Source organism: Pseudomonas sp. Arb-4-2C, assembly GCF_055755015.1.
This window is the reverse complement of the sequence record NZ_CM146899.1, coordinates 5,218,864-5,230,561: the sequence shown is the minus strand read 5'-3', so window position 1 is coordinate 5,230,561 and position 11,698 is coordinate 5,218,864. Positions and strand designations below refer to the sequence as shown.

Below are 11,698 nucleotides of genomic sequence, written 5' to 3'. Positions count from 1 at the left end.
GGGTATGCGGAGGAGGGGCGGTGCGGGGGATTTAATCTGCCCTGTAAACAAAACCCCCGGCCTGGGCCGGGGGGTTCTGGTATCACTCGTCGAGGAAGGAGCGCAGATGCTCGCTTCGCGTCGGGTGGCGCAGCTTGCGCAGCGCCTTGGCTTCGATCTGACGGATCCGCTCACGCGTTACGTCAAACTGTTTGCCCACTTCTTCGAGTGTGTGGTCGGTGTTCATGTCGATACCGAAACGCATGCGCAGTACCTTGGCTTCACGGGCAGTGAGGCCGGACAGCACTTCGCGAGTCGCTTCTTTAAGGCTCTCAACGGTCGCAACATCGATTGGCGACTGCATGGTCGAGTCTTCGATGAAGTCGCCCAGATGGGAGTCTTCGTCATCACCGATCGGGGTTTCCATGGAGATCGGCTCTTTAGCGATCTTCAACACCTTGCGGATCTTGTCCTCAGGCATTTCCATGCGTTCGCCCAGCTCTTCCGGGGTCGGTTCGCGACCCATTTCCTGCAGCATCTGGCGGGAAATGCGGTTGAGCTTGTTGATCGTCTCGATCATGTGCACCGGAATACGGATGGTGCGGGCCTGGTCGGCGATCGAGCGAGTGATCGCCTGACGGATCCACCAGGTGGCATAAGTCGAGAACTTGTAACCACGACGGTATTCGAACTTGTCCACCGCTTTCATCAGACCGATGTTGCCTTCCTGGATCAGATCGAGGAATTGCAGGCCGCGGTTGGTGTACTTCTTGGCGATCGAGATCACCAGACGCAAGTTGGCTTCAACCATCTCTTTCTTCGCGCGGCGGGCCTTGGCCTCACCGATCGACATGCGACGGTTGATGTCCTTGATTTCTGCGATGGTCAGACCGGTTTCGGTTTCCAGCGCGATCAGTTTCTGCTGGCAACGGATGATGTCCGGCTGTACGCGACCAATGGCTTCGGCGTATTTGCTCTTGCCTTTGGCCAGGGCGTCGGACCAGCTTTCGTCGACTTCGTTGCCCGGGAACTGACGCAGGAAATCGGCGCGTGGCATACGTGCATCACGTACGCACAGTTGCATGATCGCGCGCTCTTGCTGACGCAGACGATCCAGGGCGCTGCGAACACGCTCGACCAGGGCTTCGAATTGCTTCGGCACCAGTTTGATCGGCATGAACAGCTCGGCCAGGGCCAGCAACTCGGCAACCGTTGCCTTGTTGTGACGACCGTGCTTTTTCAGGGCCTTGCGGGTGATTTCCATCTGATCGGCCACAGCGCCAAAACGCTGGGCTGCGATGACCGGATCCGGACCGCTTTCGGCTTCTTCTTCGTCATCCGAAGATTCGGCGTCATCGTCTTCGGTCTCGTCGTCAGCCTTGGCGGCTTTCGCGTCGATCGGCGGCGGCACTTCGGCAGCCGGCGGCGCAATGCCGTCGTCCGGGTCGATGTAACCGCTCAGAACGTCGGACAGGCGACCACCCTCGGTGGTAACGCGAGTGTACTCGGAGAGAATGTGGTCAACCGTGCCAGGGAAGTGCGCGATAGCGCTCATCACTTCACGGATGCCCTCTTCGATACGCTTGGCGATTTCGATTTCGCCTTCACGAGTCAGAAGCTCAACCGTACCCATTTCACGCATGTACATGCGCACTGGGTCAGTGGTGCGACCGATATCGGTCTCCACCGCTGCCAACGCAGCGGCTGCTTCTTCCGCAGCGGCCTCGTCGGTATCGGCGTCGGCCAACATAAGGGCGTCCGCATCCGGAGCACTCTCGTGTACGGGGATCCCCATGTCGTTAATCATGCGGATGATGTCTTCCACCTGCTCCGGATCTGAAATATCCTCGGGCAGGTGGTCGTTGACCTCGGCGTAAGTCAGATACTTCTGCTCACGACCCAGTTTGATCAACTCAATAATACGAGACTGCTGTTGCGCTTTTCCGGACATAACACCCTATCCACTGAAGGTCTTGGCGGGCAAAAAACAAGCCGAGGATTATACCTGAGCTATGACCTCACGCGCCAGTTGAGGTCGGGTTTGATGCGGAAACATTGCGACTTAGAAGGTCGCGCAGTTGATTTTTCTCTTCGATGCTCAGTTCGCTTTGACGCGCTTTCCTGAGCAACTGTTCCAGATTTCGCTCGCGTTGGCGGGCTGACAAGCTAGTAATGGTGTCGAAAAACTGTTGTTCAAGGTTTTCTCCATCAATCAGCCACTCCTTTTCCGCGAGTGCTTTAAGCAAGCGACCCTGTTCAGTGCCGTGCCATCGCGCGATCAACTGAAATGAGTTTAGCTTGGGATTCTTCTGTACGGCTTCGAGCAGCGCCACAAGCAACTGGGCGTTGGTCTGATTTTCGTCCGCAATGTGCCCGGCGTCCTCGACGCGTTCGGCCAGTTGCGGGTGATGAAGCAGGGTGCGCAGGGCGGTCAGGGTCGGTGATTCGACGCCAATTGGCGTCCGCGGGCGTTGTTGATCGCGATCGCCGCCACGTTTGCCGTTCTTGTCCCAGGGTTTCTTGTCCCACTTCTTGCCGCCGGCGCCGGGTTTCTTCGGCGTCCACTCCTGCTGCGGCACATACATGTCCTGTGCCTGCGGCTGATGGTAGTCGCTGTAGTCCGGCATTGCGTCGTAATCGATGCCTGGATCGTACGCCGGCGGCGCTTCCTGCGGCGCACTTTGCGCGAGCTGACTGACGGTTTCGTTGCTCAGGCCGGTGATTTCGGTCAGGCGCTGACGCATCAGAATGCGCAAATTGGCCCCGGGCACTTTATCGATCAACGGTGCGGCGAGGGTGGCCATGTGAGCCTTGCCCTCAAGAGAGCGCGGATCGGCTTCTTCGGTCAGTTGCTGAAAGAAATAGTCCGCCAACGGCTGCGCATGCTGGTTGATTCGAGCCTTGAAGGCATCAGTGCCTTCGGCGCGCACCAAGGTGTCCGGGTCTTCGCCTTCGGGCAGAAACAGGAATCGCGCACGACGCCCGTCCTGCAAGCTCGACAGTGTGGCCTCCAGCGCGCGCCAGGCGGCGTTGCGGCCGGCCTGGTCGCCGTCGAAGCAGAACAGCACGTTCGGCACTACGCGAAACAGGCGTTTCAAATGTTCTTCGCTGGTCGCGGTACCCAGCGTTGCGACGGCATTTTTCAAGCCTTGCTGGGCGAGAGCGATGACGTCCATGTAGCCTTCGACGACGATGATTTCATCGAGGTTGCGGTTGTTCTTGCGTGCTTCATAGAGGCCGTAGAGCTCCTGGCCTTTATGGAAAACCGGGGTTTCCGGCGAGTTCAGGTATTTCGGCTTGTCGTCGCCGAGTACACGGCCGCCGAAAGCGATGATCCGGCCGCGCGTGTCACGGATCGGGAACATCACGCGATCGCGGAAGCGGTCATAGCGTTTGCCGGTTTCGGCGTTCTCGATCAACAGGCCTGCGTCGATCATGGCCTTCTGTTGCAGGGTATCGCTGCTCAAGTGTTTGAACAGATTGTCCCAGCCCGGTGGCGCGAAACCGAGGCCGAAGTCCCGGGCGATCTCGCCGGTCAGGCCGCGGCCCTTGAGGTAATCCACGGCGGCCTTGCGCGCAGGATGGCTTTTGAGCGCCTGCCGGTAAAAGTCGGCGGCGGCGGTCAGTAGCGGGTACAGCGGCGAATCGGTCGGTTGCCGCGGTTTGTGCGGGCGGCCGCTTTCTTCGCGGGGGATTTCCATTCCGGCGGCTTTGGCCAGATCTTCGACGGCCTGGGGGAAGTCCAGGTTGTCGTGGTCCATGAGAAAGCCCAAGGCGTTGCCGCCGGCACCACAACCGAAGCAGTAATAGAACTGCTTGTCGGGGCTGACGCTGAACGACGGGGTTTTCTCTTTATGGAACGGGCAGCATGCGGTGTAGTTCTTGCCGGCCTTTTTCAGTTGCACACGCGAGCTGACCACGTTGACGATGTCGGTGCGGTTCAGGAGGTCGTCAATAAAGCTCTGGGGAATCAGCCCGGCCATGGCGTTCTCGTCTGTGCTGTAATGAGTCCGATGCGAAGGGCGGCTGGACGCAGGTCTTGAGTGAGGCGCGCGCAATGGGCGGCTCGACCGGGGTCGGTTGCGTGATCGCTGTCGGGAAGTGTATCTGCCGAAAATCCACTGACGTTAGTGCTCATCAGTTTTCGACTATTTGAAAGTGTTGCGCTGAATCCGCTGACGGCCGGTCAAGGGCCTCGGATAGCTCAATAAAGCGGGCACGCATGCAGGTGCCTTGGGCTGATCGTCGTGAGAGGAATCAGTGGGTGTGCTCGTCAGTAGCCTTGAAAGGCTCGTCAGAAAGACGTGCACCGCTGGCAAAAAAGCCAGGCCTGACGCGGTGAAGCAGTTTTGTCTCGGTCGCATCTGCGGCTTCGACGGTGAAGCATCAAGCGTTTTACGCAAATGCCATTAGCCCGGCTGAGGGCCGGGCTTAGGCAAGAAGCTTGCTACGAACGTCTGCGTATTAGTACAGACGAACGGCGCGGCGCTGTTCGCGCTGAACTTTCTTGGCGTGACGCTTAACAGCGGCTGCTGCTTTGCGCTTACGCTCAGAAGTTGGCTTCTCGTAAAATTCGCGGCTACGAACTTCAGCCAGTACACCGGCTTTTTCGCAGGAGCGCTTGAAACGACGCAGAGCTACGTCGAAGGGTTCGTTCTCTTTAACTTTGACGGCTGGCATCCAGAGCTACCTTCATTCATTACCGGGGTCAACATCCTCGCGGCAAAAGAGCACTTGAAGACGTCGGTTTTTAAGGGTTGCGGATGTTAACCCCTCATCGCTCGGAATGCAAAGCCTCTGATCGAAAACCGCTGGTCGGGGCATCACGCGGCGACTATTATGCGCGCCTTCGAATTCAGCCTAAACAAGGCGCAAACCCATGCTAGTACTGGGATTAGAAACTTCCTGCGACGAAACCGGCGTCGCATTATATGACAGTGAACGCGGCCTGCTGGCCGACGCGCTGTTCAGTCAGATCGACCTGCACCGTGCCTATGGCGGTGTGGTACCGGAGCTGGCCTCGCGTGACCACGTCAAACGCATGCTGCCCTTGATTCGTCAGGTGTTGGCTGAAGCCGACTGCGTGCCGACCGAGATCGATGCCATCGCCTATACCGCAGGTCCTGGACTGGTCGGGGCGCTGCTGGTCGGTGCTTCTTGCGCCCAGGCGCTGGCGTTTGCCTGGGGTATTCCGGCGCTCGGTGTGCACCACATGGAAGGTCATTTACTGGCGCCGATGCTGGAGCCAAAACCGCCAGAATTCCCGTTCGTCGCTTTGTTGGTTTCCGGTGGTCATACCCAGCTGGTTCAGGTCGATGGCATTGGCCAATACAGCCTGCTCGGCGAGACCCTCGACGATGCCGCCGGCGAAGCGTTCGACAAGACTGCAAAAATGATGGGTCTCAATTATCCGGGCGGACCGGAAATCGCCAAGTTGGCGGAGAAGGGCGTTGCAGGACGTTTTACTTTCCCGCGTCCGATGTGTGATCGCCCGGGGCTGGATTTCAGCTTCAGCGGTCTGAAGACCTTCGCTCTTAACACCTGGCAGCAATGCGTCAGCGCCGGGGACGACAGCGAGCAAGCCCGTTGCGACATCGCGCTGGCGTTCCAGCAGGCGGTGGTGGAGACTTTGACCATCAAGTGCAAACGCGCCCTGAAACAGGCCGGCATGAAGCGTCTGGTGATCGCTGGCGGCGTCAGCGCCAACAAGGCGTTGCGTGTTTCGCTGGAAAAGATGCTCGGCGATATGAAGGGCGATGTGTTCTACGCCCGTCCCGAGTTCTGCACCGACAATGGCGCGATGATCGCGTTTGCCGGTTGCCAGCGTCTGCAGGCTGGTCAGCAGGAAAGCCTGGCGATCAGCGTGCAGGCGCGCTGGCCGATGGAGCAGCTGTCGGCGTTGTGATGAGCGGCGCTCATGAGCGGTATTTAAAAATGCCGTTCGCGCCCGGCAAACAGGTCGCGTAGATTGCCGCGGTGGCGCCAGACGATCAGTAGCGTCAACGCGCTCATTGGCAGCAGCGCTTCCGGTTCCTGCCAAGCCAGCAATGGCAGGGTCAGGGGCGTGGCGATCAATGCCGCCAGCGAGCTGGTACGGGTCAGGTAGAACGTCAGCAGCCAGGCGCATACCGCCAACAGCGCGGCGGGCGGATACAGGCCCAGCAGCATGCCGGCAGCCGTGGCGACGCCTTTGCCGCCGCGAAAACGGAAATACAGCGGGAACAGGTGACCGATCACGGCGCACACGCCGATCCAGGCCTGATCCTGCAGCGAAAGGCCCATGGCCGCTGCGATCAGCACCGGCAACAGGCCTTTGCACAGATCACCGAGCAGGGTCAGGATCGCAAGTTTGCGGCCGGCCAGGCGCAGCATGTTGGTGGCGCCGGCATTACCCGAGCCACTCATTCGCGGGTCCGGGTTTCCGGTCAGGCGGCTGAGCAAAATGGCGAAGGACAGCGAGCCGAGCAGGTAGGCGAGAGTCGCCAGTAACCAAAACATGCTAACTATTCCGGGCGAGGACGCCCTGATTCTAACGGCGCATTGCGCCCTTGTCGTGCAGCGGAGAAAAGTGCTTGGACAGAGTGTTTATCGAGGGCCTGGAAGTCGACACCGTGATCGGTGCCTACGACTGGGAGCGCGGCATCCGACAGTGTCTGCGTCTTGATCTGAGCTTCGCCTGGGACAATCGCCCGGCCGCGGCTGGTGACGACCTGACGCTGGCGCTCGATTACGCCAGCGTTTCCACGCGCATCCAGGCCTTTGCCGAGCAGGCGCAATTTCAGTTGGTCGAGACCTTCGCCGAGCGATTGGTCGAAGCGCTGATGGCCGAATTCAAGATCACCTGGGTTCGTCTGAAACTGACCAAGCCAGGCGCCGTGCCGGCAGCCAAGGGTGGTGTGGGTGTGGAGATCGAGCGCGGATGTCGCTGACTCAGGTTTACCTTGGGCTCGGTAGCAATATCGAGCGCGAAACCCATTTGCGCGCCGGGCTCGACGCTTTGGCGACATTCCTCGTGGATATCCGCTGTTCGGCGGTGTTCGAGAGCCAGCCGGTGGGGATCAAGAGCGGGCCGTTCTTCAACTTCGTGGTCTCGGCGTTTACCGATCTGCCGTTGATGGAGCTGGACCGGCGCCTGAAATACATCGAGGCCGATAACGGTCGCTATGCACCGGACCGCAAGGGTTTGCCGCTGGATATCGACGTGCTGTTGTACGGCGAACTGACGGGTAACTTTGACGGTTTGATCCTGCCGCGTGCCGAAATTCTGAAAAACGCTTTTGTGCTGTGGCCGCTGTCGCTGATTGCGCCGGATCGGGTGCATCCGGGTGTGGGAAAAAGCTTCGCGACATTGTGGGCCGAGGCGCAGATTGATCAGGTGTTGGCGCCGGTGGGGTTTGAATGGCGCGGGCAGCAACTCACGCCTTCGGATCTTCGTTGAGTTGACTGCCGCCTTCGCCAGCAAGCCCACATTTGGAATGTATTTCCCTTGTGGGAGGGGGGCTTGCTCGCGAAGCTTTTCAGGCTGACGCCGTGTCTTTATAGGTCTTCAGCGCTTTCAGTCGCTCGTGCTTCAGCGCTTCGCCCAGTTCCGGCCCTTTGAATCCCTTCTGCAGCAACGGCTGTACCGCGACTTCCCGTGCTACCTTCGCCGCGCCGCGCAAATAATCTGCCTGTGGATAACTGCGCTGTTCCAGTCCCTTGCGGCCGCGAGCATCCATCTCGCACGCGACGATGAACTCCTCAAAGCGCTGCGGACGGCGATAAACGTCGAAGCTCTGCAGTAACTCCAGCAAGGTCGACGCCTTCAGTTCCAGGGCGCGGTGGCCGTGCGTGTGATATTGGCCGACCAGCAGTGCCAGTTCCTGACAATCTTTCGGTGCCTTGAAACGTTCGTTGACCGCTTTGATCAACTTCAGCCCTTTATGCTCATGGGCGATGTGCCGTGGCCACTCTTCTTCCGGGGTCAGGCCTTTGCCGAGGTCGTGCAGCAGGCAGGCCCAGCGCACGGTCAGCGGCTGTTTGTGCAGTGCCGCTTGTTCCAGCACGCTCAGGGTGTGGATGCCGCTGTCGATTTCCGGGTGATGGGCCTCCGGCTGCGGCACGCCGAACAGTGCGTCCACCTCCGGCATCAAGACCTTCAAGGCGCCGCAGTCACGCAACACCTGGATGAACACCTGTGGCTGATCTTCCATCAGCGCGCGCGAGATCTCTTTCCAGCTGCGCTCGGCGGTCAGGGCTTGCAGCTCGCCGGACTCGCTGAGCTGAGTCATCAGTTCGAGAGTCTCTGGGGCGACGGTGAAACCCAGCCCGGCATAGCGAGCGGCAAAGCGCGCAACGCGCAATACACGGAGCGGATCTTCGGCAAACGCCGGGGAAACGTGGCGCAGGATTCGATTTTCGAGGTCGCGTTGGCCGTGATAAGGATCGGTCAGATTCTGCTGGCGGTCCTCGGCCATCGCGTTGATCGTCAGGTCACGGCGAATGAGGTCTTCTTCAAGGGTCACTTCGGGGCTGGCGTGAAAGGTGAAGCCGCCATAACCGCGGCCGCTTTTACGCTCGGTGCGGGCGAGGGCGTATTCCTCGCCGGTCTTGGGATGAAGAAACACCGGGAAATCCGCGCCGACCGGACGATAACCCTGGGCGAGCATCTCTTCTGTCGTGGCCCCGACCACCACCCAATCGATGTCGGTAACCGGTAACCCGAGCAGGCGATCACGTACTGCGCCGCCGACCTTGTAAATCTGCATAAAAAACCTCCGTTGGCCCGACAGGATAACCCTTGCGCCGGACTTTCGGAGGCCAAAACCGGATCAAAGATGAATCACGGCCAGATCAAGCCTGCCGTAATCCCCTTCGCTGTGTTCACTGCGTGGCGGTACGTGGTGGGTTTTCATGATCTGGTCGCCTTGCAGGGTTTCCAGGTGAATGTCGAAGCCCCACAACCGGTGCAGATGTTTCAGTACCTCGTCGGTGGAGTCGCCCAGTGGTTTGCGGTCGTGCTGCTGATGGCGCAGGGTCAGGGAACGGTCGCCGCGCCGGTCGATGCTGTAGATCTGCACGTTTGGTTCACGATTGCCGAGGTTGTACTGTGCGGCCAGGGTTTCCCGGATGATCCGGTAACCGGTTTCGTCGTGGATCGCCGGCACCAGCAGGTCGTCCTTCTGGTCGTCGTCGAGGATGCTGAACAACTTCAGATCGCGGATCACTTTCGGTGACAGGTACTGCAGGATGAAGCTCTCATCCTTGAAGCTGCTCATGGCGAACTTGATGGATGAGAGCCAGTCCGTGCCGGCAATGTCCGGGAACCAGCGGCGGTCTTCCTCGGTAGGTTCTTCGCACATGCGCCGGATATCGCGGTACATCGCAAAGCCCAGTGCGTAAGGGTTGATGCCGCTGTAGTAGGGGCTGTCGAAGCCTGGCTGAAACACCACGCTGGTGTGCGAGGTGAGGAATTCCATCATGAAGCCGTCAGTCACCAGGCCTTCGTCGTACAGATCGTTCATCAACGTGTAGTGCCAGAACGTTGCCCAGCCTTCGTTCATCACCTGGGTCTGGCGCTGTGGATAGAAATACTGGGCAATCTTGCGCACGATCCGCACGATTTCCCGCTGCCACGGCTCCAGCAGCGGGGCGTGTTTCTCGATGAAATACAGGATGTTTTCCTGCGGCTCGGCCGGGAAGCGTGCGTTGTCCTTGTCGCTGTATTTGTCCGCACCTTTGGGGATGGTGCGCCACAGATCGTTGATCTGTTTCTGCATGTGCTCTTCGCGATCCTTTTGCCGCCGACGTTCTTCCTCGGCGGATATCGGATAAGGGCGTTTGTAGCGGTCGACGCCGTAGTTCATCAGGGCGTGGCAGGAGTCGAGCAGGTCCTCTACGGCATCGATGCCGTGGCGTTCCTCGCACTGCATGATGTACTGCTTGGCGAACACCAGGTAATCGATGATCGAACTGGCATCGGTCCAGGTGCGGAACAGGTAGTTGCCCTTGAAGAAGCTGTTGTGGCCGTAGCACGCGTGAGCCACCACCAGCGCCTGCATGCAGATGGTGTTTTCTTCCATCAGGTAGGCAATGCACGGGTCCGAATTGATCACGATCTCGTAGGCCAGCCCCATCTGCCCGCGACTGTAGGATTTCTCGGTGCTGAGGAAGTGTTTGCCATAGGACCAGTGGTGATACCCCAGCGGCATGCCGACCGAAGCATAGGCATCCATCATCTGTTCGGCGGTGATCACTTCGATCTGGTTGGGATAGGTATCCAGGGCGTAGCGATCGGCGAGCCGGCTGATCTCGCGGTCGTAGGCCTGAATCAGCTCGAATGTCCATTCGGAGCCGGTGGAAATGGGTTGGCGTTTCTGCTCTTTGGCGGTCATGTCACTAACCTGCGCTGGAAGAGTTCACGGAAGACCGGATAAATATCCCCGGCCGAGACCAGCTGCTGCTGGGCAAACGTGTCGGAAAAGGCTTCGGCGATGCGTTCGTATTCGTACCAGAGGGCCTGGTGTTCGCGCGGGGTGATCTCCACATAAGTGTAGTACTGCACAAACGGCATGATCTGATTGATCAGGATGTCGCGGCAGATCGGCGAGTCATCGTTCCAGTTGTCGCCGTCGGAAGCCTGAGCGGCGTAGATGTTCCACTCGTTGCTCGGATAGCGCTCGGCCATGATCTCCTGCATCAGTTTCAACGCGCTGGAAACGATGGTGCCGCCGGTTTCCCGCGAATAGAAGAACTCCTCTTCGTCCACTTCCCGGGCGCTGGTGTGGTGACGGATGAAGACTACGTCGATCTTGTCGTAGTTACGCTTCAAGAACAGATACAACAGGATGAAAAAGCGCTTGGCAATGTCCTTGGTGGCCTGGGTCATGGAGCCGGAAACGTCCATCAGGCAGAACATCACTGCCTTGGAGCTGGGGTTGGGTTGCTTGATCAGCAGGTTGTACTTGAGGTCGAAGGTGTCGAGGAACGGCACGCGATGGATGCGTGCGCTGAGTTTCTCGATTTCGGCTTCGAGTTCCTGAATATCGCCGAAGTTGTCCGGCTCTTCGCGTTTGAGTCGCGCCAGTTCCTCTTTGGCTTCGCGCAGCTTGGCGCGGCTGCTGCCGGACAGCGCAATGCGCCGGGCATGAGCCGAGCGCAGGGTGCGGATAATGTTTATCCGCGAGGGATTGCCTTCGTTGCTGATCCCGGCGCGCACGGTCTTGAAGGTGTCGGTGCCGCTGAGGTTACGTTTCACCAGATTAGGGAGTTCAAGGTCTTCGAACATGAATTCGAGGAATTCTTCCTGGGTGATCTGGAAGACGAATTCGTCCATGCCCTCGCCGGAGTTGCCAGCCTTGCCCGGCCCGCGTCCGCCGCCACCCCCCGGTGGCCTGGCGATGTGCTCGCCGGCGGTGAATTCCTTGTTGCCGGGGTGAACCACGGTCTGCTTGCCGCCGCGCCCGTGGTGAAGCACCGGTTCGTCGATGTCGCGACCGGGAATGCTGATCTGTTCGCCGTGCTCCATGTCAGTGATGGAGCGCCGGCTGACCGCCTCTTCGACGGCCTTCTTGATGTGATCACGGTAACGCCGCAGGAAACGCTGGCGGTTCACCGTGCTCTTGTTCTTGCCATTGAGGCGTCGGTCGATCACATAGCTCATAGGAGGCCCTCCGGGCAGCTTCAAGTTGTGAGCTGCGAGCTGCAAGTAGAAGCACAGCGTTCACGCTTTTTCCCTGCA

At 59.3% G+C, this 11,698-nt stretch carries 10 protein-coding genes; 3 read left to right on the top strand and 7 right to left on the bottom strand.

Translation table 11 applies throughout. The features are described from left to right. Positions 1-82 precede the first annotated feature (82 nt). The 3 genes from rpoD to rpsU form a co-directional block, all read right to left on the bottom strand. Positions 83-1,930: an RNA polymerase sigma factor RpoD gene (gene rpoD / locus AC0J41_RS23815; protein WP_025108642.1), complete on the bottom strand. Its 1,848-nt coding sequence runs from the start codon at positions 1,928-1,930 to the stop codon at positions 83-85. A 67-nt stretch (positions 1,931-1,997) separates the two neighbouring features. Beyond that, positions 1,998-3,962 carry a DNA primase gene (gene dnaG / locus AC0J41_RS23810; protein WP_473013744.1) on the bottom strand — a complete coding sequence of 655 codons (1,965 nt, stop codon included), beginning with the start codon at positions 3,960-3,962 and terminating at the stop codon, positions 1,998-2,000. 481 nt (positions 3,963-4,443) lie between these two features. Further along, positions 4,444-4,659: a 30S ribosomal protein S21 gene (gene rpsU / locus AC0J41_RS23805; protein WP_002551877.1), complete on the bottom strand. Its 216-nt coding sequence runs from the start codon at positions 4,657-4,659 to the stop codon at positions 4,444-4,446. Between the two features lie 199 nt (positions 4,660-4,858). Here rpsU and tsaD point away from each other — a divergent pair, with 199 nt between their 5' ends. Next, complete coding sequence (gene tsaD / locus AC0J41_RS23800; protein WP_102356239.1) at positions 4,859-5,884, top strand: tRNA (adenosine(37)-N6)-threonylcarbamoyltransferase complex transferase subunit TsaD; 1,026 nt, start codon at positions 4,859-4,861, stop codon at positions 5,882-5,884. Positions 5,885-5,907: 23 nt separating this feature from the next. On the opposite strand, the gene plsY is transcribed toward tsaD, so the two are convergent. Continuing rightward, positions 5,908-6,477 carry a glycerol-3-phosphate 1-O-acyltransferase PlsY gene (plsY, locus tag AC0J41_RS23795; protein WP_025108645.1) on the bottom strand — a complete coding sequence of 190 codons (570 nt, stop codon included), beginning with the start codon at positions 6,475-6,477 and terminating at the stop codon, positions 5,908-5,910. A gap of 74 nt (positions 6,478-6,551) precedes the next feature. Here plsY and folB point away from each other — a divergent pair, with 74 nt between their 5' ends. Together folB and folK are read left to right on the top strand one after the other, a co-directional pair. Next, a complete protein-coding gene (gene folB, locus AC0J41_RS23790; protein WP_473013743.1) occupies positions 6,552-6,908 on the top strand; it encodes a dihydroneopterin aldolase in 357 nt (118 codons plus the stop codon). Next, complete coding sequence (folK, locus tag AC0J41_RS23785; RefSeq protein WP_473013742.1) at positions 6,899-7,417, top strand: 2-amino-4-hydroxy-6-hydroxymethyldihydropteridine diphosphokinase; 519 nt, start codon at positions 6,899-6,901, stop codon at positions 7,415-7,417. The genes folB and folK overlap by 10 nt, the downstream gene beginning before the upstream one ends. 79 nt (positions 7,418-7,496) lie before the next feature. On the opposite strand, the gene AC0J41_RS23780 is transcribed toward folK, so the two are convergent. The 3 genes from AC0J41_RS23780 to AC0J41_RS23770 all read right to left on the bottom strand — a co-directional run bounded on the left by AC0J41_RS23780 (position 7,497) and on the right by AC0J41_RS23770 (position 11,620). Further along, positions 7,497-8,726 (bottom strand): multifunctional CCA addition/repair protein, encoded by a 1,230-nt coding sequence (locus tag AC0J41_RS23780; protein WP_473013741.1) that lies wholly within the window; start codon positions 8,724-8,726, stop codon positions 7,497-7,499. A 63-nt stretch (positions 8,727-8,789) separates the two neighbouring features. Further along, positions 8,790-10,352: a SpoVR family protein gene (locus AC0J41_RS23775; RefSeq protein ID WP_473013740.1), complete on the bottom strand. Its 1,563-nt coding sequence runs from the start codon at positions 10,350-10,352 to the stop codon at positions 8,790-8,792. Continuing rightward, a complete protein-coding gene (locus AC0J41_RS23770; RefSeq protein ID WP_003228849.1) occupies positions 10,349-11,620 on the bottom strand; it encodes a YeaH/YhbH family protein in 1,272 nt (423 codons plus the stop codon). Before AC0J41_RS23770 ends, AC0J41_RS23775 begins: the two co-directional genes overlap by 4 nt. Between the last annotated feature and the right edge of the window lie 78 nt (positions 11,621-11,698).

Bases quoted from the DNA above. Each gene is read 5' to 3' on its own strand.
- rpoD (WP_025108642.1), bottom strand. From the start codon at position 1,930: ATGTCCGGAAAAGCGCAACAGCAGTCTCGTATTATTGAGTTGATCAAA.
- dnaG (WP_473013744.1), bottom strand. From the start codon at position 3,962: ATGGCCGGGCTGATTCCCCAGAGCTTTATTGACGACCTCCTGAACCGC.
- rpsU (WP_002551877.1), bottom strand. From the start codon at position 4,659: ATGCCAGCCGTCAAAGTTAAAGAGAACGAACCCTTCGACGTAGCTCTG.
- tsaD (WP_102356239.1), top strand. From the start codon at position 4,859: ATGCTAGTACTGGGATTAGAAACTTCCTGCGACGAAACCGGCGTCGCA.
- plsY (WP_025108645.1), bottom strand. From the start codon at position 6,477: ATGTTTTGGTTACTGGCGACTCTCGCCTACCTGCTCGGCTCGCTGTCC.
- folK (WP_473013742.1), top strand. From the start codon at position 6,899: ATGTCGCTGACTCAGGTTTACCTTGGGCTCGGTAGCAATATCGAGCGC.
- AC0J41_RS23780 (WP_473013741.1), bottom strand. From the start codon at position 8,726: ATGCAGATTTACAAGGTCGGCGGCGCAGTACGTGATCGCCTGCTCGGG.
- AC0J41_RS23775 (WP_473013740.1), bottom strand. From the start codon at position 10,352: ATGACCGCCAAAGAGCAGAAACGCCAACCCATTTCCACCGGCTCCGAA.
- AC0J41_RS23770 (WP_003228849.1), bottom strand. From the start codon at position 11,620: ATGAGCTATGTGATCGACCGACGCCTCAATGGCAAGAACAAGAGCACG.